General features: G+C 67.4%; 19 protein-coding genes. 10 read left to right on the top strand and 9 right to left on the bottom strand.

Going from position 1 to position 25,176, the window contains the following annotated elements:
- From rlmJ to RT456_RS05820, 4 genes are all read left to right on the top strand, one after another.
- The coding region (rlmJ, locus tag RT456_RS05835; RefSeq protein WP_313343743.1) for a 23S rRNA (adenine(2030)-N(6))-methyltransferase RlmJ at window positions 1-639 on the top strand (639 nt) is incomplete at its 5' end.
- Between the two features lie 129 nt (window positions 640-768).
- Window positions 769-1,317, top strand: a complete 549-nt coding sequence (locus tag RT456_RS05830; protein ID WP_313343741.1) for a GNAT family N-acetyltransferase — start codon at window positions 769-771, stop codon at window positions 1,315-1,317.
- Between the two features lie 80 nt (window positions 1,318-1,397).
- The gene (gene mfd / locus RT456_RS05825) at window positions 1,398-4,865 is read left to right on the top strand and encodes a transcription-repair coupling factor (protein WP_313343739.1); all 3,468 of its coding nucleotides are present in this window, start codon (window positions 1,398-1,400) and stop codon (window positions 4,863-4,865) included.
- A 142-nt stretch (window positions 4,866-5,007) separates the two neighbouring features.
- Window positions 5,008-5,568: a hypothetical protein gene (locus tag RT456_RS05820; protein ID WP_313343736.1), complete on the top strand. Its 561-nt coding sequence runs from the start codon at window positions 5,008-5,010 to the stop codon at window positions 5,566-5,568.
- A gap of 60 nt (window positions 5,569-5,628) precedes the next feature.
- Here RT456_RS05820 and RT456_RS05815 read toward each other — a convergent pair whose 3' ends face one another.
- From RT456_RS05815 to RT456_RS05805, 3 genes are all read right to left on the bottom strand, one after another.
- A complete protein-coding gene (locus RT456_RS05815; protein WP_313343733.1) occupies window positions 5,629-7,725 on the bottom strand; it encodes a M13-type metalloendopeptidase in 2,097 nt (698 codons plus the stop codon).
- 659 nt (window positions 7,726-8,384) lie between these two features.
- The gene (gene gpmA / locus RT456_RS05810; RefSeq protein WP_313343730.1) at window positions 8,385-9,134 is read right to left on the bottom strand and encodes a 2,3-diphosphoglycerate-dependent phosphoglycerate mutase; all 750 of its coding nucleotides are present in this window, start codon (window positions 9,132-9,134) and stop codon (window positions 8,385-8,387) included.
- 84 nt (window positions 9,135-9,218) lie between these two features.
- Entirely contained in the window at window positions 9,219-10,256 is a 1,038-nt protein-coding gene (locus RT456_RS05805; RefSeq protein ID WP_313343728.1) for a cation diffusion facilitator family transporter, read from the bottom strand.
- A 238-nt stretch (window positions 10,257-10,494) separates the two neighbouring features.
- On the opposite strand from RT456_RS05805, the gene RT456_RS05800 reads away from it, so the two are divergent.
- From RT456_RS05800 to RT456_RS05780, 5 genes are all read left to right on the top strand, one after another.
- A complete protein-coding gene (locus RT456_RS05800; RefSeq protein ID WP_313343725.1) occupies window positions 10,495-10,842 on the top strand; it encodes a hypothetical protein in 348 nt (115 codons plus the stop codon).
- On the top strand, window positions 10,839-12,416 hold the full coding sequence (locus tag RT456_RS05795; RefSeq protein WP_313343723.1) for a PepSY-associated TM helix domain-containing protein: 1,578 nt from the start codon (window positions 10,839-10,841) through the stop codon (window positions 12,414-12,416). Before RT456_RS05800 ends, RT456_RS05795 begins: the two co-directional genes overlap by 4 nt.
- Window positions 12,413-12,730: a DUF3325 domain-containing protein gene (locus RT456_RS05790; RefSeq protein ID WP_313343721.1), complete on the top strand. Its 318-nt coding sequence runs from the start codon at window positions 12,413-12,415 to the stop codon at window positions 12,728-12,730. The genes RT456_RS05795 and RT456_RS05790 overlap by 4 nt, the downstream gene beginning before the upstream one ends.
- A gap of 25 nt (window positions 12,731-12,755) precedes the next feature.
- Window positions 12,756-14,993, top strand: a complete 2,238-nt coding sequence (locus RT456_RS05785; RefSeq protein WP_313343718.1) for a TonB-dependent siderophore receptor — start codon at window positions 12,756-12,758, stop codon at window positions 14,991-14,993.
- A 162-nt stretch (window positions 14,994-15,155) separates the two neighbouring features.
- A complete protein-coding gene (locus tag RT456_RS05780; protein ID WP_313343715.1) occupies window positions 15,156-16,283 on the top strand; it encodes a metallophosphoesterase in 1,128 nt (375 codons plus the stop codon).
- Between the two features lie 66 nt (window positions 16,284-16,349).
- Here RT456_RS05780 and RT456_RS05775 read toward each other — a convergent pair whose 3' ends face one another.
- Entirely contained in the window at window positions 16,350-17,474 is a 1,125-nt protein-coding gene (locus RT456_RS05775) for an acyl-CoA desaturase (RefSeq protein ID WP_313343713.1), read from the bottom strand.
- 2 nt (window positions 17,475-17,476) lie between these two features.
- Window positions 17,477-18,553 (bottom strand): ferredoxin reductase, encoded by a 1,077-nt coding sequence (locus tag RT456_RS05770; protein ID WP_313343710.1) that lies wholly within the window; start codon window positions 18,551-18,553, stop codon window positions 17,477-17,479.
- Window positions 18,554-18,646: 93 nt separating this feature from the next.
- On the opposite strand from RT456_RS05770, the gene fabR reads away from it, so the two are divergent.
- A complete protein-coding gene (gene fabR, locus RT456_RS05765) occupies window positions 18,647-19,312 on the top strand; it encodes an HTH-type transcriptional repressor FabR (RefSeq protein WP_313343707.1) in 666 nt (221 codons plus the stop codon).
- Window positions 19,313-19,378: 66 nt separating this feature from the next.
- Here fabR and RT456_RS05760 read toward each other — a convergent pair whose 3' ends face one another.
- The 4 genes from RT456_RS05760 to RT456_RS05745 all read right to left on the bottom strand — a co-directional run bounded on the left by RT456_RS05760 (window position 19,379) and on the right by RT456_RS05745 (window position 25,069).
- Complete coding sequence (locus RT456_RS05760) at window positions 19,379-19,696, bottom strand: glycine zipper 2TM domain-containing protein (RefSeq protein WP_313343771.1); 318 nt, start codon at window positions 19,694-19,696, stop codon at window positions 19,379-19,381.
- A gap of 177 nt (window positions 19,697-19,873) precedes the next feature.
- Complete coding sequence (locus RT456_RS05755; protein WP_313343704.1) at window positions 19,874-20,848, bottom strand: DUF1684 domain-containing protein; 975 nt, start codon at window positions 20,846-20,848, stop codon at window positions 19,874-19,876.
- 5 nt (window positions 20,849-20,853) lie between these two features.
- On the bottom strand, window positions 20,854-23,895 hold the full coding sequence (locus RT456_RS05750) for a TonB-dependent receptor (RefSeq protein WP_313343701.1): 3,042 nt from the start codon (window positions 23,893-23,895) through the stop codon (window positions 20,854-20,856).
- On the bottom strand, window positions 23,876-25,069 hold the full coding sequence (locus tag RT456_RS05745; protein ID WP_313343698.1) for an OsmC family protein: 1,194 nt from the start codon (window positions 25,067-25,069) through the stop codon (window positions 23,876-23,878). The genes RT456_RS05750 and RT456_RS05745 overlap by 20 nt, the downstream gene beginning before the upstream one ends.
- Between the last annotated feature and the right edge of the window lie 107 nt (window positions 25,070-25,176).

Raw genomic sequence — 25,176 nt, 5'->3', positions numbered from 1 at the left:
CCGGCCGTGGTCGAGCGCTACCTGAAGGCGGTGCAGGCCGACAATCCGGTCGGGGCCATGATCAGCTACCCCGGTTCGCCGCTGCTGAGCGCCCAGACGATGCGCGAGCAGGACCGCATGGCGGTCTGCGAACTGCAGGACGATGAAGCCGCCTCGCTCAAGGCCCTGTTCGCCCACGACACCCGGGTCGGGGTGTATCACGGCGACGGCTATGCGCAGAACAAGGCGCTGTTGCCGCCCAAGTCCAACGGCGTGAAGATCGGCCGCGGGCTGGTCCTGATCGACCCGCCCTACGAGGGCCAGGATGCCGAGTACCAGCGCATCCTCGCGTCCGTGAGCGAGATCCTGGCGCGCTGGCCGCAGGCCAGCTTCGCCATCTGGTTCCCGATCAAGCAGCGCCGCACCATCCTGCACTTCCTGCGCAAGGCCTGCGCACTACCGGTCAAGTCGGTGCTTACAGTAGAACTACTGGTTCGCCCGGACGATTCACCGCTGCGCCTCAACGGCAGTGGCATGCTGCTGCTCAATCCGCCGTGGCAGTTCGACCAGGTCCTGGCGCCCGCCATGCCGGTGCTCAAGCAGCACCTGGGCGAGGCCGGTGCCAGCACCCGCCTGCAATGGCTCAAGCAGGCCGAGTAAGTCGCGCCTGCGGAACCCGCCCCACCGCCTGCCGCCCTGTCCGGGCATGACAGAGCGGTGTGAGTGTTTCGTTCACGGAACGCGCCCCCTGGGATGCGAGAATCCGAAGACCACCAAGGAATCACCGGTATGGCTACCCGTAACCGCATGCCGCCCTGGCACGAAATCTTCAAGGCACCCAGCGGCCATGAGCTGCTGATCCGTCCGATCCGTCCGGAAGACGTCGGACCGTTGCAGGCTGCCTTCAGCCTGTTCGGCCCGGAGGAAATCCGCGACCGTTTCCTGCAGTCGGTCACCGAGCTGTCGGCAGAAACCGCGCAGCGCCTGACCCATCCCAATCCCAAGAGCGAGATCACGCTGGTGGCCGCCGAGTCGTCGCACCCGGCCGGTGAGGCCGTGGTCGGCGCCGTCGCACGTGCGTCGATGATCCAGGGCACCCGCGAAGCCGAGTACGCCATCCTGGTCAGCCGCTTCCTGGTCGGCCAGGGTCTGGGTCGCCAGTTGATGCGCAAGCTGGTCAAGTGGGCGCGCGGCAAGTACCTGGATCGCCTGTACGGCGACGTGGCCGAAGAAAACGAACCCATGAAGCAGCTCGCCGCATCGCTGGGCTTCAAGCCGGTGCCGCATCCGCAGGGCACGCCGGGCCTGGTGCGCATGGTGCTCGAGCTGGATTCGTAGCGCCGGGCCCTGCCCGGCGGCACGCGGGGTTGCCGGCCAGCGGCCAGCGGTACCGCACGGTCTGCTAAAATTTGCGGTTCATGTCTCGCACCTCATACCCCGCTCCGCCGCTGCCCCGTTCCGGCCAGCTCCGCGCCTGGTGGCGCGCTCCCGCCTCGGCCACTGCGCTGGCGTGGTACGTCGCACGCGCGGCGGACACCCATGACGGGCCGCTGCTGGTCATCGCACGCGACAACCACGGCGCCAATCAGATCGAAGCCGACCTGCGCACCCTGCTGGGCAGCGCGTCGGACCTTCCGGTGGTGGCGTTCCCGGACTGGGAAACGCTGCCGTACGACGCCTTCAGCCCGCACCCGGACATCATTTCCCAGCGCCTGGCCGCACTGCACCAGCTGCCAACGCTGCGCCGGGGCATCGTGGTGGTACCGGTACAGACGCTGCTGCAGCAGCTGGCGCCGCTCAAGTACATCATCGGCGGCAGCTTCGACCTGAAGGTCGGCCAGCGCCTGGACCTGGACGCGGAAAAGCGCCGCCTCGAGGCCGCCGCGTACCGCAACGTGCCGCAGGTGATGGACCCGGGTGATTTCGCCGTCCGCGGCGGCCTGCTCGATGTGTTCCCGATGGGCGCCGAGGCACCGCTGCGGGTGGAGCTGCTGGACGAGGACATCGATTCGATCCGCGCCTTCGACCCGGAAAGCCAGCGCTCGCTGGACAAGGTCGACGCGGTGCGCATGCTGCCCGGCCGCGAAGTGCCCCTCGACGAGCTGAGCGTGTCGCGGGTGATGGCCACCCTGCGTGAGCGCTTCGACGTCGACACCCGGCGCAGCGCGCTCTACCAGGATCTGAAGGCCGGCCTGGCACCGGCCGGTGTCGAGTACTACCTGCCGCTGTTCTTCGACCAGACCGCCACGCTGTTCGACTACCTGCAGCCCAACGCACTGCCGGTGATCGCGCCCGGTGTCGGCGAAGCCGCCGCCTCGTTCTGGGCGCAGACCCAGAACCGTTACGAGCAGCGCCGGCACGACGTGGAGCGGCCGCTGCTGTCGCCCACCGAGCTGTACCTCAGCCCGGAAGCACTGAGCGCGCGGTTGAACACCCTGCCGCGCGTGGAAGTGTGGAACGCCGAGCATCCGCGCGTGGCCGAAGCACAGCCGCTGGGCGACCAGCCGCTGCCGCCGCTGCCGGTGGCCGCACGCGATGCACCGGCCGGCGAGGCGCTGAAGTCGTTCCTGGGCCATTACCCGGGCCGGGTGCTGATCGCCGCGGACTCACCGGGCCGCCGCGAGGCATTGCTGGAAGTGCTGCTGTCGGCGGAGCTGAAACCGCCGGTGGTCGCCGACCTGCCGACCTTCCTGGCCGACCCGGCGCTGCGCTTCGCCATCACCGTGGCACCGCTGGAAGATGGCTTCGCGCTGGAGGCGCCGGCGCTGGCCGTGCTCACCGAGCGCCAGCTGTTCCCCGAACGCGCCGGCCAGACCCGCCGCAGTCGCCGCGCCGGGCGCGAGCCGGAAGCGATCATCCGTGACCTGGGCGAGCTGACCGAAGGTGCGCCGATCGTCCATGAAGACCATGGCGTGGGACGCTACCGCGGCCTGATCGTGCTCGACGCCGGCGGAATGCCGGGCGAGTTCCTGGAGATCGAATACGCCAAGGGCGACCGCCTGTATGTGCCGGTCGCCCAGCTGCACCTGATCAGCCGCTACTCCGGCGCCTCGCCGGAAACCGCTCCGCTGCATTCGCTGGGCGGCGAGCAGTGGAGCAAGGCCAAGCGCCGCGCCGCGGAAAAGGTCCGCGACGTAGCGGCCGAACTGCTGGAGATCCAGGCCCGCCGCCGCGCGCGCGCCGGCCTGGCGCTGCATGTGGACCGGGCAATGTACGAGCCGTTCGCGGCGGGCTTCCCCTTCGAGGAAACCCCCGACCAGCTGGCCGCGATCGACGCCACTCTGCGCGACCTGGCCAGCAGCCAGCCGATGGACCGCGTGGTCTGCGGCGACGTCGGCTTCGGCAAGACCGAGGTCGCCGTCCGCGCCGCGTTCGCCGCCGCCAGCGCGGGCAAGCAGGTCGCCGTCCTGGTGCCGACCACGCTGCTGGCCGAGCAGCATTACCGCAACTTCCGCGACCGCTTCGCCGACTGGCCGCTCCGGGTGGAAGTGCTGTCACGCTTCAAGAGCACCAAGGAGATCAAGGCCGAGCTGGAGAAGGTCGCCGCCGGCACCATCGACGTCATCATCGGCACCCACCGCCTGCTGCAGCCGGACGTGAAGTTCAAGGACCTGGGCCTGGTCGTGGTGGACGAGGAGCAGCGCTTCGGTGTGCGCCAGAAGGAGGCACTCAAGGCGATGCGCGCCAACGTGCACCTGCTGACCCTGACCGCCACGCCGATCCCGCGCACGCTCAACATGGCCATGGCCGGCCTGCGCGACCTGTCGATCATCGCCACCCCGCCGCCGAACCGGCTGGCGGTGCAGACCTTCATCACCGCCTGGGACAACGCGCTGCTGCGCGAAGCGTTCCAGCGCGAACTGGCGCGTGGCGGCCAGCTGTATTTCCTGCACAACGACGTGGAAAGCATCGGCCGCATGCAGCGCGACCTGGCCGAGCTGGTGCCGGAAGCGCGCATCGGCATCGCCCACGGGCAGATGCCCGAGCGCGAGCTGGAACGGGTGATGCTGGACTTCCAGAAGCAGCGCTACAACGTGCTGTTGTCGACCACGATCATCGAATCGGGCATCGACATCCCCAACGCCAATACCATCATCATCAACCGCGCCGACCGCTTCGGCCTGGCCCAGCTGCACCAGCTGCGCGGGCGCGTGGGCCGTTCGCACCATCGCGCGTATGCGTACCTGGTGGTACCGGACAAGCGGTCGATGACGCCGGACGCGGAGAAGCGCCTGGAGGCCATCGCCTCGATGGACGAGCTCGGTGCCGGCTTCACGCTGGCCACGCACGACCTGGAAATCCGCGGCGCCGGCGAACTGCTGGGCGAGGATCAGAGCGGCCAGATGGCCGAGGTCGGCTTCAGCCTGTACACCGAACTGCTCGAACGCGCGGTGCGCAGCATCCGGCTGGGCAACCTGCCCGACCTCGATGCCGGCGAAGAAGCGCGCGGTGCCGAAGTGGAACTGCACGTGCCGGCGTTGATCCCCGATGACTACCTGCCCGACGTGCACACCCGCCTGACCCTGTACAAGCGCATCAGCAGCGCGCGCGACAGCGACCAGCTGCGCGAACTGCAGGTGGAGATGATCGACCGCTTCGGGCTGCTGCCCGATCCGGCCAAGCATCTGTTCGCGGTGGCCGAGCTCAAGCTGCAGGCCAACGAACTTGGCATCCGCAAGCTGGAACTGGGTGAGAACGGCGGCCGCATCGTGTTCGAGGCCAAGCCGCGCATCGACCCCATGTCGGTGATCCAGATGATCCAGAAGCAGCCCAAGCTGTACACCATGGACGGACCCGACAAGCTGCGCATCAAGCACCCGCTGCCGCTGCCCGAAGACCGCTTCAACGCGGCCAAGGCCCTGCTTGCCACGCTCGCCCCGGGCTGACCCCCGCCTCCACCCCGCGCCGCCCCCCCGGCGCGGTCGCCGGTGAAACCGGAAGCGTCAGCTGAGCTTGCGCCGCCGCGCCAATCCCGGGATTCTAGTCGTCGGCCCCTGTGGCCGTCACCGCCTCCCAGGAGATTTACCCATGAAAGGACGTCTTTGCCATGCGGCCCCGCTCGGGCTGCTGCTGCTCAGCCTGACCTCCGCCGTCCACGCCCGCCAGGACAGCACCCAGGCCGCACCGGCCTGTCTGTCCCGCGCCGAGATCACCGCCGCCGTCACGCCTGCGGCGATGATGGCCGCCCTACCCCGCTGCGTGCAGGAGGGGCGTACCCAGGACGCCATCGACCTGTACAACATCTCCGGGGTGTTCGCCCACTTCGATCGCCAGCGCGTGGCCGACCAGTCCGCGCATGGCGTCTACCAGGCAATGAAGATGGCCGCTGGCAGTGCCATGGATGAAGAGACACTGGTCCGCTTCGACACCGCGCTGAAAGCACAACTTGCGCCGGACAAAGCGCCGGCCTACGTCGCGGGCATCTGCAAAGACGTCAAGCGCATTGGTCCGCCGACGTACACGCCCACCTACATGCTGTCGCACGGCATGTCGAACTTCACCGGCACGGGTGGCGGGCTGATGCCGGACTTCAAGCCGGCCGATGCGTGGAAGACCACACTGACGCAGTACCTGAAATGTCCTGCCTGAGGTGGTAACGAAAAGGCCCGGCAATTGCCGGGCCTTTCCAGTTCCATCGGTTGCGCTGACTTACCAGATCACCACGCGCTTGTCGTCGGCACGCACCATCGCGTCGCCGGCCTTGCACTCGAACGCCTGCGCGAACGACGGCATGTTCGACGGCGCACCGTTGGCACGGAAGTTCGCCGGGGCGTGCGGGTCGGTGTTGAGGCGCACGCGCAGTTCGCCGTCGGTGAAGTTGCGGCGCCACACGGTGGCCCAGTTCATGAAGAAGCGCTGGTCCTGGCTGTGGCCATCCACCGGCACGTTGAGCTTGGGATTCTCCTTCAGCGCCATCTGCAGCGCATCGTAGGCCACGGTCAGGCCGCCCAGGTCGCCGATGTTCTCGCCCAGGGTCAGCTTGCCCTTCACGTTCACGCCCGGCAGGGATTCATAGCCGTCGAACTGCGCGACCAGCTGATCGGTGCGCTGGGTGAAGGCGCTGCGGTCGCTGTCGGTCCACCAGTTGTCGAAGTTGCCGTTGGCGGCGAACTGGCTGCCCGAGTCGTCGTAGCCGTGCATCATCTCGTGGCCGATCACCGCGCCGATGCCGCCGTAGTTCAGCGCCGGATCGGCCTTGGCGTCGAAGAACGGTGACTGCAGGATCGCCGCGGGGAACACGATCTCGTTCTTGGTGGCGTTGTAGTAGGCGTTGACCGTCTGCGGGGTCATGCCCCACTCGGTCTTGTCCACCGGCTTGCCGATCTTGTTCAACAGGTAGCGGTAGTTGAACGCGCGCGCGGCCTGCATGTTGCCCAGGTAGCTGTCGGCGTTGGTCTCAAAGCCCGACCAGTCGCGCCACTTGTCCGGGTAGCCGATCTTCGGGGTGAAGCTGGCCCACTTCTCCAGCGCCTTCCTGCGGGTGTCCTCACCCATCCATTCCAGCTTCTCCAGGCGCGCCTTCAGCGCCACCGAGAGGTTCTCCACCAGGTGCTGCATCTGCACCTTGGACTCGGCCGGGAACACCGCGTCCACGTACAGCTGGCCCAGGCCTTCGCCGATGGCGCCGTTGACCGATTCCAGCACGCGCTTCCAACGCGGCTGCATCTCCTTCTGGCCACGCAGGGTGGTGCCGTAGAAGTCGAAGTTGGCCTTCTCGAACGCGCTGCTCAGGTACGGGGCGGCGTCGTCGAGGGTGTGGAAGCGCAGGTAGGCCTGCCAGGTGGAGGCCGGCACCTCGGTGAGCATCGTGTCCACTTCGCCGAAGAAGGCCGGCTGGGCCAGCGAGAACTTCTGCGCGGCCGGCACCTTCAGGGTGTCGAACAGCGCGGTCCAGCTGAAGTTCGGGGTCAGCTTGTCCGCTTCAGCGGCGCTGACCGGGTTGTAGCGCTTGGCCGGGTCACGCAGTTCGATGCGCGACAGCGAGGCCTTGGCGAGGCGGGTCTCGAAGTCCATCACCGCCTGCGCCTGGGTCTTGGCCTGCGCGGCATCCACGCCGGACAGGGTCAGCGCCTGCGCGATGTAGGCCACATAGGCCTCACGGATCTTGGCCTGCGATGCGTCGAAGTAATAGCCCTTCTCGGGCAGGCCCAGACCGCCCTGGCCGACGTAGGCGATGACGTTGGCCGAATCCTTGTAATCGGCATTGGCGGACAGCGAGAACAGCACGCCCTGGCCCTGTGCCTGGGTGTCGCGCAGGTACTGGGTGATGGCGGCGGTGTTGTTCAGCGCGGCGATCTTGTCCAGCTGCGGCTGCAGCGGTGCGATGCCGGCCGCTTCGATCTTCGCTTCATCCGAACCGGTCTTCCAGATGTCGCCGATCTTGGCTTCCACCGAGCCGGCCTTGGCCTGGCTGGCGGCGGCCTGCTGGACCAGCGCGTGCTGCACTTCCAGCGAGCGCTCGCGCAGGATTTCGAAGCTGCCCCAGGTGGTCTGGTCGTTCGGCACCGGGTTGGCCTTGAGCCAGCTGCTGTTGACGTAGCCATTGAGGTCGGTACACGCGGCGATCGCCGGGTCCAGATCGGCGCTGTTGAGGGCGATCAGCGGGGTCTTGATCTGCGAGAGATCAAAGGCCGGCTTGGCCTCGGCGGTTGCGGCCGCCGGAGCGGTCTCGGTCTTGCCGCACGACGCCAGCGACGCGGCGATGGCGACGGTGAGGCCCAGCGGGGCCAGCTTGGACAACTTCATTCGACTCTCCGGCTACAGATGGATGCAGTGCCCGGAATGCGGGCAATCTGCGAGCGTAGCGCGGGTGCGCGCCATCGGGACCGGCCAAAGGTCACAGGCTTGTGTTTGGTTTCGCGCGGAAAGCGGTGGCGTATCAGTTGTTACGAGGTGGGGAGGCGGCATGCGGGTGGAAAGAGCAGACACGCATGGCGTGCCCCTACGCGGCCCGGATGGTGGATGTCAGATGCCGGATGTCACATGCCGGATGACCAACGGCAGACGGCCGACGGCTGTAGGTTGGTTCCCAAACGACCGCCGTGGACAAATCAACGTCCCGTAACGCATGGAAATGATCGACCACGCCCTTGATCTCCCATGGCCACCGACGCGCTATCGAAGGTGGGACGGGGCGGGTTTGCGGGACTGTAGAAAACATGGGCCCGGCGCATGCGCCGGGCGGGTTGGGCAGGACGCCCAACCCAGGTCTTGCCGTGTACGCAGGATTGCGTACACGAGCAAGTTTTCTACAAGCCTCCATGGACGGATTCACGGCGTGTCCCGCGAACCCGCACCGTTCCGCCCAACCGAGGATCGACTCAGCCTGCGGCTGTCTGCGGAATGCAGCAGCAGCCGGGCAGGGCCCGGCTCTACGCAATCAAGCAACCAGGCAATCCACAGAATTACTTCGCCTTGCCCTGATTCGCCACAGCCTCGGCCGCCTTGCGCGCCGCTTCCGGGTCGCCCAGGTAGCGGAACGACTGCACGGCCAGGTCGTCGTTGAGCTCGAACAGCAACGGAATGCCGGTCGGAATGTTGAGCTCCAGGATGGCTTCCTGCGAAACGTTGTTGAGGTACTTGTACAGCGCGCGCAGCGAATTGCCGTGCGCGGTGACCAGCACCGTCTTGCCGTCCTTCAGCTGCGGCGCGATCGCATCGAACCAGTACGGCAGCACGCGTTCCAGCGTGGTCGCCAGCGACTCCGTGCCCGGCAACGCATTGCGGTCCAGCGTCGAATAGCGACGGTCGTGGATCGGGTGGCCCGGGTCGTCGCGGTCCATCGCCGGCGGCGGGATGTCATACGAACGGCGCCAGATCTTGACCTGGTCCTCGCCGTGCTTCGCAGCGGTCTCCGCCTTGTCCAAGCCCTGCAGGCCACCGTAATGACGCTCGTTCAGGCGCCAGCTCTTGCTCACCGGCAGCCAGTCCTGGTCCAGCTCGGCCAACGCGCCCTGCAGCGTGTGGATGGCGCGCTTGAGCACCGACGTGTGCGCCACATCGAACTGCAGGCCTTCCTCACGCATCAGGCGGCCAGCGGCGGCGGCCTCGCGGCGGCCCTGTTCGGTCAGTTCCACGTCCACCCAGCCGGTGAAGCGGTTGTCCAGGTTCCACTGGCTCTGGCCGTGGCGCAACAGTACGAGTTTCCGGGTCACTGCGGTTTCTCCGAGAGGGCAAGGCAGACCTGCATTGTAGCGGCAACCCCGCCGGCCCTGCCCCGCCCGACCGCCGTTGCCGGTTCAGGGATGCGGATGACCGTGATGACCCTGCGCATCCGGCCCACTGCGGCGCGGCTCGTGGACGCGCGCATGGGCATGACCATGCGCGGCGTGGTCGTGCTCGTGGTCGTGTTCGTGCTCATGCTGCCCGTGCGAGGCCGAGGCGCTGCCGTCAGCACAATCGTCGCCGCAATGCTCGGCTTCGATCTGCAGCGTCACATGGTCGATGTCAAAGTCCTCATGCAAGGCGCTGCCCAGCCGCCGACGCAGCCCGTCCGCATCCACCCCGTCAGCGATCACCACATGCGCGGTCAGCGCCGGTGTGCTGGAGGCCAGCGCCCACACGTGCAGGTCGTGCACATCGCGCACGCCTTCATGCGCACACAGCCGTGCACGCACTGCCTCCACCTGGATGCCCTTGGGCACGCCTTCCAGCAGCACGTTGATCGCCTCACGCATCAGCACCCACGTGCGCGGCAGCACCCACAGCCCGATCAGCACCGCCAGGATCGGGTCGATCACCTTCCAGCCGGTCCAGCGGATCAGCAACGCGCCGATGATCACCGCCACCGAACCCAGCATGTCCGCCCACACTTCCAGGTAGGCGCCCTTGACGTTGAGGCTCTCGCCACTGCCCGCACGCAGCAACCGCATCGAGATCAGATTGATCAGCAGCCCGAACGCGGCGATGACCAGCATGCCGGTGGAGGCGATTTCCTGCGGCTGGCGGAAGCGCGCCACGGCCTCCCACAGAATGTAGGCGGCCACTACGAACAACATGCCGCCATTGACCATCGCGCCCAGCGCTTCCAGCCGCGCATACCCATAGGTGCGCCGCGCATCGGGCGGGCGCCGGCTCAACCGCACCGCGACCAGCGCGATCATCAGCGCCAGCGTATCGGTGGCCATGTGCGCCGCATCGGACAGCAGCGCCAGACTGTTGGTCCAGAACGCACCGGCTACTTCCACCACCAGGAACAGGGTGGTGAGGCCCAGCGCCCACCACAACGGTTTCTCGTGGCGGATCTCGCTCGGCAGGTGATCGTGGTCGTGACCCATTGGCAACAGCTCCTGTGCAATGGGCAAGCCTACTGCGCCCCCGCCGGGGAGACTATTACGCCGTTTATAACATTGCAGTCCACACCGGCCGCAGCGCCCTGCCCGGGGCAGTAGCGACCGAAAATCCCGCTGGCACAAGGCCGCGTGCAGCGCATCCCTCGATCGAGGGATTCGATGGGACCCGCAACGGCAAATAATAGTGATTCTCAGTTACCGCGCCGTACCCTCGACAGCCGCGATGCCCCACCTGACGTCCTCCTCCTCCCCGTCCCCTCCGGTTGGCGCTCCGCGTCGCCGCACGCCAGCCCGCAAGCACGGCAACGGCGTGCTGTGGGCGCGAGGTGGGTTGGCGCTGGTGGGCGGCTATACGGTCGCGGCGACCTGGGCTGCCGCGCTCGCGCGCCTGCTGCCGGGCAGCCTGGCCGATGCCGCGCTGGTGGCCACCATGGCCTCGTTCGTGATCTACACGCTGGCCGCGATCTGGGCCTACGCCGCGCGCAGCGTGGCGCGTTCGGCGGTCGGGCTGGCGCTGGCGGCCTGCCTGGGCATGGCGGTGTCCAGCCTGCTGGCCGGGAGCGTGGCATGAGCCAGGGCTTCCGTCAGTCGCAGGCGGTGCTGCACACCTGGTCGGGGCTGGTCGTCGGCTGGGTGCTGTACCTGATCTTCATCGCCGGCACCGCCAGCTACTGGCGGGTGGAACTGACCCGCTGGATGCAGCCGGAACTGACCGTGCCGGCCAGTACCGGAATCGCGCTGGAACAGGCGCAGGCCTTCCTGGCGCGCACCGCACCGGATGCCACGCGCTGGTCCATCGAACTGCCCGGCAGCCGCAACAACGCCACCGCGGTGCGCTGGCAGCCGAAGGATGTCCCCGAGCCGAAGCGCGGCCAGCCCAATCCATGGCAGGCCACCCTGGACGCCAACGGCACCCCGGTGGAGGCGCGCGACACGCGCGGCGGCGATTTCTTCTACCGCCTGCATTTCGACCTGCACTACGTGCCGGTCATCTGGGCGCGGTGGTTCGTGTGCTTCTGCACGATGTTCATGCTGGTGGCGATCGTCAGCGGCGTGATCACCCACAAGAAAATCTTCGCCGACTTCTTCACTCTGCGCCGGGCCAAGGGCCAGCGCAGCTGGCTGGATGGGCACAACGCACTGGCGGTGCTGTCGCTGCCGTTCCACCTGATGATCACCTACACCGGCCTGATCACGCTGATGACGGTGTACATGCCGTGGGCAGTGGACGCCAACTTCGGCGGGCGCGATGCGTTCTTCGCCGAGCTGTTCCCGCGCGAGGCCAAGGTCGAGCCGGTGGGCCAGGCCGCCACGCCACCGGTGCTGGCGGCCCTGCTGCCAGTGGCCGCGCGCCAGTGGGGCGAAGGCCATGCCGCATCCGTGGTGGTCGACCAGCCCGGCGATACAGCGATGCGCATCACCCTGCGCCGCGACAGTGGCGACCGCATTGCCGACAACGGCGAACCGCTGCGCTTCGACGCGCGCGGCGCGCTACTGGGCGGCCCCTTGCCACGCTCGGCCACGGTCTACACCCGCGATGGCATGATCGGCATGCACGCCGCCCGTTTCGCCCCCACGGCGATGCGCTGGCTGTTCTTCCTGTCCGGCGTGGCCGGCACGCTGATGGTGGCCACCGGGCTGGTGCTGTGGACGGTGAAACGGCGCGAACAGCTGCCTGACCCCGGCAGGCCGCACTTGGGCTTCCGCATTGTCGAGCGCCTCAACATCGGCTTCGTGGCCGGCCTGCCGGTGGCGATGCTCGCGTTTCTGTGGGGCAACCGGCTGCTGCCGACCGCACTGGAGCAACGCTCCAAGGCTGAGATCAGCGTGTTCTTCGCCGCGTGGGCGTTGTGCCTGCTGCATGCCACGCTGCGGCTGCCGCGCCGCGCGTGGGTGGAACAGCTCGCCTGTGCCGGCGTGCTCGCCGTACTGCTGCCGGTGTTCAACGTCGCGGCCTGGCACGGCGGCATGTTCGCGGCGTTTGCCGCAGCCGACCTGGCCAAGGGCGGCATCGATGTCGGCCTGCTGCTGATCGGTGCGGGCCTGCTGTGGGCCGCGCGCAAGGTGAGCCGGCATGTACCGGCGCCGCGCCGCGTGCGTGCGCCACGCGCCAGCGCAGCCACCGCGACCGGGCCCGGCGCATGACCGTGCTTGCCCTGCTGCTGTCGCTGCTCGGCTTCCTGTGCCTGTCGCTGGCCATGGAACGCCACCACCGGGATGTGTTCGGTGCCGCCCCTGCGCTGACGCACCGCCGCCGGCTGCGGCTGCTCGGCTGGATCGCACTGACCGCCGCCGTGGCCTGCAGCATCGGCGCCTGGGGCATCGCCTATGGCGTCATCACCGGCTGCGGCCTTCTCGCCGCCGGTGCCGCCCTGCCCCTGCTCTGGCTGAGCTACCGGACCGCGCCCACGGCGCGACCGTCGCCACGCCCCGCCGCATCCCGCGCGCCCGATGCCTGATCTTCGCTGCTAACGAGGCTTTCCCATGTCCCGCTTCTCCATCGCTGGCGCCCCGCGCCGGAACACCCTTGCCCTGTGCCTGGCACTGGCCGCCACCGCACCCTCGCTGGCGTGGGCCCAATCGATCGCCACGCCGGACGGCGACACCCCGACGACCACCGAGCTGGACAAGGTGCTGGTCACCCAGCGCACCGAGGGCTACCAGGTGTACGGCACCAACACCGCCACCAAGCTGCCGCTGACCCTGCGCGAAACCCCGCAGTCGCTCACGGTGTTCACCCGCCAGCGCATCGAGGATTTCAACCTCATCACCATTGCCGAAGTGCTGCAGCAGACCCCGGGCGTGACCGTGCAGTCGTACGACAGCAACCGCACCCTGTTCACCGCGCGTGGCTTTGCGATCAACAACTTCATGTTCGACGGCGTGCCGACCAACTACACCACCGGCGCAGGCGGCAACTCGATCCTCAGCGACACCTCGATCTACGAACGCATCGAGATCGTGCGCGGTGCCAGCGGACTGGTGACCGGCTCGGGCAATCCCTCGGCCACGGTCAACATGGTGCGCAAGCGTCCCACCGACACGTTCCAGGCCAGCACCAGCCTCAGCGCCGGGTCGTGGGACTACAGGCGTGGCGAAGTAGACGTCTCCGGGCCACTGACCGGCAGCGGGCGCGTGCGCGGCCGCTTCGTCGGGGCCTACACCGACAAGGAAAGCTGGGTGCGTTTCCAGCATGACACCTCCCCCAGCCTGTACGGGGTGATCGAAGCCGACCTCTCCGACAGCACCCGCCTGCGCGCCGGCATCGATCATCTCAAGACCGAATCCGACGGCGGCGCCTGGAGCGCCTCGCCGCTGTACTTCCGCGACGGGAGCACCGCGAGCATGCCGCGTTCCTACAGCGCCGGGGCGCGCTGGAACGAATGGAACCGCGAAAGCACCAATTACTTCCTGACCCTCGAACAACAGTTCGGTGCCGGCTGGAGCGGCCGTCTGGCCTACAACCGCCGCAACACCGACACCGACAGCCTGCTGCTGGCCGGCTCCAACACCGGCAACTGGGCCAACCCGGTCACCGGCCTGGGCCTGCGCATCGCCGATACCTACTCGGTGTCCGAAACCCGCGAAGATGCCTTCGACCTGTACGCGTCGGGGCCGTTCCCGCTGTTCGGCCGCCAGCATGAGCTGGTGGTGGGCGTGAACCATTACGACCGCGACCTGGACACGATCCGCGCCGGCATCACCTCCCGCCCGTACAACGTGGCGGCCTTCCCCAGCATCTTCAGCTGGGACGGCACCATCGGCAAGCCGACGACGTTCAACTACGGCATTCCCTCCAGCACCACCACTACCACCGAAACCGGCTACTACGCCGCCGTGCGCCTGAACCCGATCGACCCGCTCAAGGTCATTGCCGGCGTGCGCTACTCGGACTACAAGAGTTCCACCGACACGTTCGACGTCAACGGCAACTTCACCGGTCGCAGCGCGCGCACCACCGCACATGAGCCGACACCGTACCTGGGTGCGATCTACGACCTCAGCGCGAACATCTCGGCATTCGCCAGTTACTCGGACGTGTTCCAGGCCACCGCGCTGCGCGACATCGACAACCAGCTGCTGGATCCGGTGACGGGCAGCAACTACGAGTACGGTTTCAAGGGCGAATTCTTCGGCGGCCGTCTGTACGGCGCGCTCAACGGCTTCTACATGAAGCAGGACAACGTGGCCACGCGCGATCCGGCCGGCGCCGACGTCGTGCTGCCCGATGGCAGCGTGCCCTACATCGCCAGCAAGGGTATCGAAACCAACGGCGCCGAATTCGAGCTGTCCGGCTCGATCACCGACACCTGGAGCATGACCGGCGGATACACTTACGCCTATAGCACCAACCCGGACGGCAGCCGCTTCGCCAGCACCAGCCCCATGCAGCTGGCGCGCTTCAACACCACCTGGCGCCACGGCAAGTGGATGGTCGGCGGCGGCTTCAGCGTGCAGAGCGAGATCTACCAGATGCAGCCGATCCCAACCGGTCGTTACACCGCTGCCGGGGCGCCGATCACCGCCACCGGCAAGATGCGCCAGGGCGGCTATGTGCTGTTCGACCTGATGGGGCGTTACCGGATCACCGACAACGTGAGCGTGGGGGTGACGGTGACCAACCTGTTCGACAAGGTGTATTACCGGAATGTCGGATTCTTCAATTCGGGGTACTGGGGCGAGCCGCGGCGGGTGTTGTTCAACCTGCGGGCCCATTTCTGAGGGCAGCCACGCAGGGCGTGGCGCTACGCCAATGGTCGTCTGTCGTGGCCGCCAGACTGCGCATGATGGGCTGACCAATGGGGCATTCCGGCGCCTGCCGCCGGCGGGTAGGATCGAGTGGGCGGCGTATCGCCGCCTGCCCCGTTCCGCTGGAAGTCTCTAATGCCGCTGCGTTCCCGTTCCGCCGCCGTCCGCCTGATCCTGGCAGGGCTTGTCCTGCTTCCCCTGCTTGCCTCTGCCCGCGAGGTTCCGGCACCGGCCGAGCACGTCGACGCCGATGGCCCCTATGTGTTCATGACCCCCAAGGGCCACCAGGCGCAGTGGATCTGCAATGACCATGTGGTGGAACGCGACCTGCCCGCGCGCGGCGACAGCACCGTGGTGCTGCCCGAGTGCGGCTACCCGCATCCGCTGACGGTGACCGCGCCGCAGCAGGCCGCAGTCGCACGCTACCCGGCCACGCCACGCATCGTGGCGCTGTCGGACATCCACGGCCAGTACGGCCTGCTGGTCACACTGCTGCGCGCCCACCACGTCATCGACAGCGGGGACCGCTGGTCCCTGGGCGATGCCACCTTGGTGGTGGCCGGCGATGTGTTCGATCGTGGCCCGCAGGTGACCGAGGCATTCTGGCTGCTGTACAGCCTGCAGCAGCAGGCCACGGCGGCCGGCGGCGCGGTGCACTTCGTGCTCGGCAACCACGAGACGATGGTGTTCTACGATGACCTGCGTTACGTCAACCCAAAGTACCTCAAGAGCGCGCAGCTGCTCGGCCGCAGCTACCCGGCGCTGTATGGCGCCGATTCGGTGGTTGGCCAGTGGCTGCGCACGCGCCCGGTGCTGCTGCAGATCGGCGACACGCTGTTCCTGCACGGGGGCATCGCGCCGGAAAACCTGGACCTGGTGCGTGGCCTGGAGGCCACCAACAGTCTCTACCAGGCATCGCTCGGACTGCCCAAGGACCAGGTCAAGGCCGCGCCGGACACCGCGCGTCTGTTCGACGGCAAAACCAGCCCGATCTGGTTCCGCGGCTACTTCGACGGCCGCATGGACACCGCCCAGATCGATGCGCTGCTCAAGCAGCTGGCGCTGAAGCGCATCGTGGTCGGCCATACCTCGATGCCGCATGTGAGCCGCTTCCATGGCGACCGCATCATCGCCATCGACAGCAGCATCAAGGACGGCGAGAACGGCGAACTGCTGTTCATCGAAGACGGTGCGCTCAGCCGCGGCCTGCTCGATGGTTCGAGGGTGCCGCTGGCCGAAGGCCAGATGGGCGAAGGCGACTGAAGTACAGCCGACGCAAGGGGTGCTCCGCTACCGCCGGCACGGCGTTCGGCCGCGCAGGGCGTGGTTCTACGCCTGCTGTTCGGCGGTGACCAATGCCGCCCGCACCCGTGCCGGGCGGCTCGGGAACGCATGGCGCACGATCCGCCACATCACCTGGCCGAACTGCTTCGGCAGCGAGCCGGTGTTGTAGTGCTGGCCGTAGCGCGCGCAGATCGCCTTCACTTCCACGGCGATGGCCGCGTAGCGGTTGGCCGGCACGTCAGGGAAGAAATGATGCTCGATCTGGTGGCTGAGGTTGCCGGTCATTAGGTTCAGCACCTTGCCGCCGGCGATGTTCGACGAGCCGCGCAGCTGGCGCAGGTACCAGTGGCCGCGGGTCTCATCGCGCACGCAGTCCTTGGGGAAGGTCTCCGCGTCGGCGGTGAAGTGGCCGCAGAAGATCACCACGTAGGTCCACACGTTGCGGATCACGTTGGCAACCACGTTGCCCAGCAGCACCGGCAGGAAGAACGGGCCGGCCAGCGCCGGGAACAGCACGTAGTCCTTGAGCACCTGCGTGCCCATCTTGCGGCCCACCGGACGCGCCTGCGCCAGCAGCTGTCGCAGGGTGATCTTGCCCGCGAACAGGCGGCCGACGCGCAGGTCCTGGATCGCAATGCCCCATTCGAACAGCAGCGCGAACACCACCGCCACCACCGGCTGCATCAGGTAGAACGGGCGCCAGCGCTGCTCGGGGAAGATGCGCAGCAGGCCGTAGCCGATGTCGTCGTCCAGCCCGCGCACGTTGGTATAGGTGTGATGGCGGAAGTTGTGGGTCTTGCGCCAGTTGTCCGAGGTCCCGGCGATGTCCCATTCGTAGGTGCTGCCCTGCAGCTGCGGGTCGCCCATCCAGTCGTACTGGCCGTGGATGACGTTGTGCGCCAGCTCCATGTTCTCCAGGATCTTGGACAGCGCCAGCAGCGCCACGCCGGCGATCCACGCGGGAATGAGCACGCTGTGCACGAAGGCACCCAGGAACAGCAGCGCGCGGCCGGCCACGCCGGTCCAGCGCACGCCGGCCACGACGCGGCGGATGTACCGCGCATCGTCCGTGCCCAGCGTTTCCAGCTGGCGCGCACGCAAGGCGTCGAGTTCATTGCCGAACGAGGCGAGTTCGGTGGCGGACAACACGCGGTTCTGCACGGAAGACATGCTCAGAGCTCCAGAATCAGGTCGGTGCTGGCGCTGTTCACGCACAGCTTCACTTGCGTGGCCGGTTCGGCCGCGTACTCGCCGGTCAAGGTGTGGCGGGTCACGCCACTGGCCTTGCCGCACACGCAGGTATTGCAGATGCCCATCCGGCACCCGCTGGCCGGGCGCAGGCCTTCGGCCTCCAGCGCCTGCAGCAGCGAGGTACCACGGGGCAGTTCCAGGGTGCGGCCACTGCGGCGCAGCTCGACCCGGACCGTACCGGTCTCGGCATCGGGCAGCACCGGTGGCGTGAAGGCTTCGAACTGCAGCGCGGCCACCTGCCCGTCCAGCCGTGCGCGCGCCGCGTCCACGAACCCACCGGGACCGCAGGCCATGACCTGCGCATCGGCCAGCGCGCCCAGCGCACGGAAGTCGTAGCCATCCACCCGCGCGGCCGGTGCAACCGGATCACGGGTCAGGGCCAGATGCAGCGTGAAGCCTGGATGGCGCGCGGCGATGGCGCTGAATTCCTCGGCGAAACACAGCGCGTCACGCTGCTGCGCCCAGTACACCAGGTCGACCCGCGCCGGCATGCCCGCCTGGTCCAGCTGGCGCAGCAGGGCACGCATCGGGGTGATGCCGCTGCCGGCGGCCAGCAACAGCAGGCGCGCGGGCAGCGTGGCCGGCAGGGTCATCTCGCCAAACGCCTGGCCCAGCTCGACCACCACGCCCAGCGGTGCCTGCTGCGCGAGGTACTGGCTGACCTTGCCGCCGTGTACGGCCTTGATCGTGATCGCCAGGCAGCCATCGTCCAGCAGCGTCGGGCTGTAGCTGCGGGTGAGGCGGCGGCCATCCACTTCCACGCCCAGATTGACGTGCTGGCCTGCCGTCACGCCGCGGAAATGACGGTTCGGGCGCAGCACCAGGGTCACCGCGTCGGCGCTGGCGGCATGGCGCGACACCAGCGTTGCGCGGGGGCGCCGCAGGGTCCACAGCGGATGCACGTGGCCGGCCCAGAAATCGAACAGTTCCTCGGACACCCACTGGCGGGGCGAGAGGGCGGAACGGCGGGCGGCGGCAGGACGAGGGAGTGCGCTCATGACCCCACTATACGGCCGAGCATACAGCTGTGTATACAGTTGTATATTGCCGTTACCGGCTATGATTCAGGGACTTGACCGTCTGGCTCCTGGATGACTCCGCCCGATCTGCCCCTGACTGCCCACGACGACGCCCTTCCGGCCCGCAAAGCCTCCATTTCCCGCGAGGATCTGCTGGCGGCGGCCCTGACGCTCATCGGACCGCACCGCAGCGTGTCGACGCTCAGCCTGCGCGAGGTCGCGCGCGAAGCCGGCATCGCCCCGAATTCGTTCTATCGCCAATTCCGCGACATGGACGAGCTGACCGTGGCCCTCATCGACCTGGCCGGCCGTTCGCTGCGCACCATCATCGGTGAATCGCGGCAGCGCGCGGCATCGTCCGACCGGAGTGTCATTCGCCTCTCGGTGGAAACGTTTTTCGAGCAGCTGCGCGCCGATGACCGGCTGCTGCACGTGCTGCTGCGCGAAGGCAGCGCCGGGTCGGACGCCTTCAAACAGGCCGTCGAGCGCGAACTGAACTATTTCGAAGAAGAGCTTTGTGTGGACCTGATCCGCCTGGCCCATGCAGACAACGGCGCCGTGCTGCATGAGCCGCACCTGGTGGCCAAGGCAATCACCCGGTTGGTGTTCGCCATGGGCGGCACCGCGCTGGACCAGCCACCGGATCGCGATCCGGAAATGATCGAGCAGACCGCGCAGATGCTGCGCATGATCATCACCGGCGCGCGGACGATTGCGGGCTACCCGCCGACGCGCTGACGAAAAAAGGGCTGGCCCACTGGCCAGCCCTTCCGTATCACTTACCGCGCATTCAATGCGTTCGCATCAGCGTCGATAGCACTGACGCTCCACCACGCGGTCGCCGCTCTTGTTCTGGTGGTTGCCCTGGATCTGACGACCGGCCGCGCCGCCGGCCACCGCGCCCGCCACGGTGGCGATCTTCTTGCCGCTGCCGCCGCCGACCTGGTTGCCCAGCAGGCCACCCACCACCGCACCGGTGGCAGTACCGGCAATGCGGTTCGGGTCCTTGCTGTTGCGCTGCACTTCGACGTTTTTGCAGACCACCTTGGTGCCGTCATTGAAGCGGCGCCCTTCGTCCTTCGGCCCGTAGGTCTGGGCGCTGGCGCTGAACACCGATGCCATCAGGGCAGCTGCACACAGCACGTTTCGGGTAGAGAGATTCATGGTTGGCTCCTCGCTTCATGGCGTGCGGCAAGTGTCTGCGCCCACCATGGAAACTCCCGTGAAAACGCGTCGATGCCGCGTCAACGCCGGAGGACCTGTTCAGCCGGCAGCCATTGGCGCGATCCTCCAGGCCGGTCAGTGGTTGGCCGCCGCGTACTTCTTCTCGCCGGCCAGCACCGCCAGCCGCGTGCGTTGACCGTTGCCGTCCTGCTGGACCAGGCGGTTCTCCGGCGGCGGCAGCGGGCAGGTGGCGAAGTCCGTGTACGCGCAGGGCGGGTTGTAGGCGCGGTTGAAGTCCAGACTGACCGTACCGTCCGCCGCGACCGGATCGGTGTGCAGATAGCGTCCTACCCCATAGGTCAGCCTGCCGGTGCTCTGGTCCTGGAACATCAGGTTCAAGCCTTTGGCCGGGTCGCCCAGGGCTTCCAACCGCCACTGGCGGCCGTCTTTCTCGAACAGCACGTAGCCAGGATTGGGAGTGTCAGCGACCTCGCCAAGCACGTTGACGATGGGAAGCGTCCTCCCGGCCGGGTGCGGAACGAACCGCGCCTGCACGCGCCAGGCTTCATCGGCCGGGAAGAAATCCAGGCCTGCGAAGTCCCGCCGTGCCGGCGCGTCCGCGTGGCGCACGCGCAGGGCAAGGCGCTGACCGCGCTTGATCGCGGTGATCTGGCCCTTGCCTTCGTCATAGGCCAGCTTGGTTCCACCGCCTGCCCCCTCTGGATCCAGGCGGACTTCGCCCTGTACCGGCTTGCCGTCAACCGTAATGGGTACGCCCTCTGCGACCTGGAAGTACAGGCCATCGGCGCGCTGCTCCGCCTCGCCCAGTCGATCCGGCGCGATGGACAGGCGGATCGCATTGTCCGCGCCCCCACCCACGCTGCGCTTGCCTGCTTCGATCCAGTGCAGCCCGATCAGGCTGGTCCAGCCATCCGGCTTGCTCAGGTCCGCGCTGCGTTGACGTACCCACTGCGTGTGTTGGTCCTGGAACTGCAGCGCCGCGGCTGCGGCCGCGGATGCGGATGGCACCCCTGTGGCCTGATCCTGCGGGCTGCAGGCGGCCGCAACCAGAGTGACCAGGCACAGCGAGACAACTGCGTGCGTCTTCATGGTGTTCACCAGTTCTTGGAAATGCCGAGATGGAGGTAGCGCCCGTAGGATTCGTGCAGCGCACTCAGGTAGCCGCCGGTGGCGTTGAGCGGCGGCGCTTTGTCGAACAGGTTGCGGGCGCCCACTTCCACCGCGGTTCCGCTGAGCCGACCGCGGTTGAATTCCTTCTTCACCGACAGCGCCCAGCGCTGCGTGGAGCCGACCACGAACGGCGTGCGGTCGGCGTAGGCGCCGGCGGTCACGCTGTCGATGTAGTCATCGCGCAGCCGCACCGTCCAGTCCTGCAGGTTCCAGATCAAGGTCGCGCTGGCCCGCCATTCCGGCTTCGCGCCGTTGATGCCCACCTCGTTGGCCGCCCCCAGGTCGGGCACGAGGATGTTCAGCTGCCCGCTGGCGATGGCCGCAGCCACCTGCTGGATCTCGGCCGGTTTCTGCTGGGTGTACTCCTTGAGCTGGCTGGCACTGACCAGCAACGAGACAGTGCCCCACGCCCTATCCGGCAGGCGCCAGGCGACGTTGTAGTCCACGCCCGACGCGGTGAGCGGCCGGCGATTCTGGTAACGGTTGTAGATGTGCGTCACCACGCCTGCCGGTGCCAGGCCGGAGCCTTCAAACTGCGCGATATCCTCCGCCGTCACCGCCGCGCGCACCACGTTCGGGTTGCTGCTGCCTTCCACCACGCGCAGGTAGGCGTCATACAGCAGTTCCTCGCCCATGGTGCTGATGGGGTTCTCCACCTGCACGCGCCACGCATCCACGCTCAGGCTGATCGCCCCCAGCCCCCCGGGCAGGAACTGCGGCTCGAACACCACGCCCCACGACGATTGCCGGGTGGTTTCCGGTTTGACGTCGTCGCCGTACGAGGTCACGGCGCTCACCGACGGTTTCACCGACGAACCGCTGCTGAAGGCATTCAAGCAGGCGCTGTAATCCGGCTGCGCGCCCTTGGTGACCAATGCATGGCAGCGGACCGCGTCGTTGTTGAAGCCAAAGCCATAGGTCGGGGGTGAGTTGACCAGCTCCAGTCCCGGTGCGCGGAAGCCGCCACTCACCGAGCCGCGCAGCAGCAGGCTGTCCACCACCTTCCAGGCCGCCGCCAGTTTCGGCTTGCCGACTTTGCCGGCATCGCTGTAATCCTCCCAGCGGCCGGCAATCTGCAGGTCCAGCGACTGCACCAGCGGGATGCCCTGTGCCGGAGACACCAGCGGCAAGGCGAATTCGATCAACGCCGATGTGACGTTGCGGCTGCCGTGCACATCCGGCCGCGGGCTGTGGGTGAAGAAGTTGCTGGCCGCGACCGTGCCGGTATACCAGTCGGTATAGGGGTTGCTGCCATCGATGTTCTCGTCGCGGTCGTCCCGGCGGCTTTCATAGCGGTATTCCACCCCCGCCGCCATGCCGATGTCGCCTGCATACCAGGTCAGCAGGTCGGAGCGGTTCACCTTGAAGTCCCACAGCGCCAGTTCCGTGGTGCCTTCGCGCGTCGCCTCGCCGATGAATGACGCTGTGTCGTAGGGCGTGGCATCCCCCACCCGGATGCTGGTGGGGTCGCCGCCACTGAACGGATTGTAGGCGCTGGCATCGGTGCGGTTCACCGCTTCGATGAAGGCATCGGTCAGCCCGCCCTGCTGGGTGTCGGTGCTGCGCGCGCGCGAATACAGCAACGCCGTTTCCCAGTTCCAGCCACCCTCGGTCCAGCCGCGTACGCCCAGCAGGACCCGCGACTGGTCGTTGTCCACCTTCACCCGGCGGATGCCCGAATCGGCGAACTGGTAGTTGAGCAGCCGGATCGCATCGGCACCGCGCAGCGCTTGCGGAACCCAGTACGCGTCCGGGCGGATATGCAGCAGGAAACCATCGCCACCGAAACCCGATTCGCTGCTCACCCAGGACTCGGAGGTGGCGCGGTAATAGCCCAGCTCACCGAACAGCTGCACGCTGTCGTTGACGTCGAAGCGGCCGCTGGCAAACACGTTGCCCTTGCGGATGGCCGGTGACGTGGTGATGCCCGGCTCGGCCGCCGAATCGTAGTGATAGCGCGTGGGCACCGTGCCGGAGGTCAATGCACCGGTGGTGGGGTTGACGTACCAGCTGCCCGTGCGGCGGCTGCCGGCATAGGTATCGAAATGCCCCCACGGCGTTCGCGTGCTGAAGCCGGTGGTCCCGTTCGGGTCCGGCACACTGGTGCCATCACCCAACGGACGGCGACCATCGGTGGCGGTGAACCAGGCATCCGAATTGAGCTGCGCGCTCCGTCTGGAGAATCCGTAGAGCACCGAGACGTTGCCGCGCCCCTCGCTGAAGTCGCTGCCGAAGTACCCGTCCAGCGAGACCTCTTCGCGGTGGCCATCCGTTACTTCGCCGTAGTTGAGCCGGATGCCGCCGCCATCCTGGAGGTTGCTCGGCATCACAAGATCGACCACGCCCGCGACTGCATCGGAGCCATAGATGGAGGCCGCACCGTCCAGCAGCAGGTTGACGCGCTCCAGGCCGAAGACCGGGATGGCATTGGCGTTGTATGTCGTGTCGTCGCCGCTGTTGCTGATCGGATGCTGCACGGTGCGGCGGCCATTGACCAGCAGCAGCGTGTACTTCGAGCCCAGGTTGCGCAGGTTGATGGAACCCACATCACCACGCGCCACGTTGGAATTCCGGCCGGCGTTGGTCGTGCCCTTCTCGGTGACGGCAACATCGCCAAACTGCGGCAGGCTGCGGAACAGCTCGTTGCCGTTGGTGGCAACGGTGGAATCGATCTGTTCGCGGTCCACGGCGACCACCGGCAGTGCGGCCTGCGCGCCGCCCCCGGCGATCTGCGAGCCGAGCACGGAGACCTTGTCCAGCGTCCGTGCGCTGGAACCCTGCGCCCGCGAGGCCGCGTCGTCGGTATCCTCCGCCGCCTCGGCGGATTCTGCCTCCTCTGCGGTTTCCGCAGCCGCCACTGCCGGGGCAAGCAGCGTGCACAGGGCGAGGGCCAGGTGACTGCGCCGCCAACGATTGGCGTACTGGGCGGAGCGAACAGGCTGGCGCTTACTGCGCGGCGTCTGCATATGCCCCCCGCACGATGCTGCCTTCCAGCTTCTGCTCGTCCTTGACCAGGTTGTACAGCGGGCACGTGGCCTCGACGGACTGGCGCAGCGCGTCGATCTCCTGCTCCGAGGCGGGTGACTCGATCCGCACCTTGTAACGGATGCCGCTGTACCTGGCGGGTGACCGGACATTGCTGCCGAAGCGGGGACTCACCTGGCCATCGACGGTCAGCTCCAGCGAATCCAGCAGCACGTTCCGCGATGCTGCCTGCACCTCGAAGATGTGGGTCAGGCAGGTGCCGGTCACGCCGAGTAGGTGCTCTTCCACCGTCGGGGCCAGCCCATAGCCCAGCAGACCAGGCGCGCTGTCATGCAGTTGCTGGTGGTAGCCATCCTTGCCCAGGAACACGCGACGCAGACCGGTGCGCGGCTCGACGTGGGCGCGGGCGACCAAGGTTTCCGGCGCGGCCGGCTTTTCCTTGCCCGCGGCCGGCTTCACCTGCCTGGCGAGCACCGCCGGGCGCTTCTCTTCGGTGATGAAGTCGCGCAGGCCTGGCGGCAATGTTGGGTCGCGTACCGATGCACTGTGGATGTACTCCACGTCGGCGTGGCTGACCTGTTGGGGTCGAGTGACCAGATCAATGGCCGAGGAATTCTCGTGCACGGCGCGCTTGAGCGCCTGGAGCTGCGCGTCGGTGGCCGGCGAATCGATGTAGGCCACGTAGGAAAGATTGTTCGGATACGCAAGGCTCTCGCTCTTGCGCTCGGGAATGCTGGTGAACACCACGTCCAGGCCATCCAGCGGCACATTCTGCACGGCCGCCTGCACGATGTACTCGTCGGCCACCGCGCTGGCCAGCGTACCGACCAGCGAATCCCACGAGCCGGCACCGAGGTTGTAACCGGCGTAGTTGCGGCCGCTGTCGCTGATGTACTGGAACTCGCCTGTCGGCCCGATGCGCAGACGGCGCACGCCCGAGCGGCTTTCGGCGGTGACCTTCCCGTGGATTGCGGTAGGCGCACCGGGTTTCGCGGACTGTTCCTGGATCGCCGCGCGCTTGGCGGCCAGGTAAGTGCGCAGCGGCGACGCCACCTCCTCCGCCGAGAAGGCGAGCGGAGCGGCCAGCAGGAGCAAGGCAGACAATGCAGTGGCGCCGACAAGCTTGCGCGACGGCGTGGAGCGGGCGATGGACATGAGCGGGCGGCCTCCGAGGGGATCGTGAACAGAGGCCCACTCTTCCACGTCGCTTCGCCGCATTTAAATAACGGTTGGCAATTCCCATATACATGCGCCCCCCACGG

Origin of the sequence: Stenotrophomonas sp. (genome assembly GCF_032099025.1) — a bacterium.
Taxonomy (GTDB): Bacteria; Pseudomonadota; Gammaproteobacteria; order Xanthomonadales; family Xanthomonadaceae; genus Stenotrophomonas.
Note: the sequence above shows the minus strand (reverse complement) of the source record. Positions and strands in the feature narration are given on the sequence as shown.

Bases quoted from the DNA above. Each gene is read 5' to 3' on its own strand.
- RT456_RS05820 (WP_313343736.1), top strand. From the start codon at position 5,008: ATGAAAGGACGTCTTTGCCATGCGGCCCCGCTCGGGCTGCTGCTGCTC.
- RT456_RS05815 (WP_313343733.1), bottom strand. From the start codon at position 7,725: ATGAAGTTGTCCAAGCTGGCCCCGCTGGGCCTCACCGTCGCCATCGCC.
- RT456_RS05745 (WP_313343698.1), bottom strand. From the start codon at position 25,069: ATGTCCATCGCCCGCTCCACGCCGTCGCGCAAGCTTGTCGGCGCCACT.
- RT456_RS05775 (WP_313343713.1), bottom strand. From the start codon at position 17,474: ATGTCTTCCGTGCAGAACCGCGTGTTGTCCGCCACCGAACTCGCCTCG.
- fabR (WP_313343707.1), top strand. From the start codon at position 18,647: ATGACTCCGCCCGATCTGCCCCTGACTGCCCACGACGACGCCCTTCCG.
- RT456_RS05755 (WP_313343704.1), bottom strand. From the start codon at position 20,848: ATGAAGACGCACGCAGTTGTCTCGCTGTGCCTGGTCACTCTGGTTGCG.
- RT456_RS05780 (WP_313343715.1), top strand. From the start codon at position 15,156: ATGCCGCTGCGTTCCCGTTCCGCCGCCGTCCGCCTGATCCTGGCAGGG.
- RT456_RS05760 (WP_313343771.1), bottom strand. From the start codon at position 19,696: ATGGCATCGGTGTTCAGCGCCAGCGCCCAGACCTACGGGCCGAAGGAC.
- RT456_RS05785 (WP_313343718.1), top strand. From the start codon at position 12,756: ATGTCCCGCTTCTCCATCGCTGGCGCCCCGCGCCGGAACACCCTTGCC.
- RT456_RS05750 (WP_313343701.1), bottom strand. From the start codon at position 23,895: ATGCAGACGCCGCGCAGTAAGCGCCAGCCTGTTCGCTCCGCCCAGTAC.
- mfd (WP_313343739.1), top strand. From the start codon at position 1,398: ATGTCTCGCACCTCATACCCCGCTCCGCCGCTGCCCCGTTCCGGCCAG.
- RT456_RS05770 (WP_313343710.1), bottom strand. From the start codon at position 18,553: ATGAGCGCACTCCCTCGTCCTGCCGCCGCCCGCCGTTCCGCCCTCTCG.
- RT456_RS05805 (WP_313343728.1), bottom strand. From the start codon at position 10,256: ATGGGTCACGACCACGATCACCTGCCGAGCGAGATCCGCCACGAGAAA.
- RT456_RS05800 (WP_313343725.1), top strand. From the start codon at position 10,495: ATGCCCCACCTGACGTCCTCCTCCTCCCCGTCCCCTCCGGTTGGCGCT.
- RT456_RS05795 (WP_313343723.1), top strand. From the start codon at position 10,839: ATGAGCCAGGGCTTCCGTCAGTCGCAGGCGGTGCTGCACACCTGGTCG.
- RT456_RS05830 (WP_313343741.1), top strand. From the start codon at position 769: ATGGCTACCCGTAACCGCATGCCGCCCTGGCACGAAATCTTCAAGGCA.
- RT456_RS05790 (WP_313343721.1), top strand. From the start codon at position 12,413: ATGACCGTGCTTGCCCTGCTGCTGTCGCTGCTCGGCTTCCTGTGCCTG.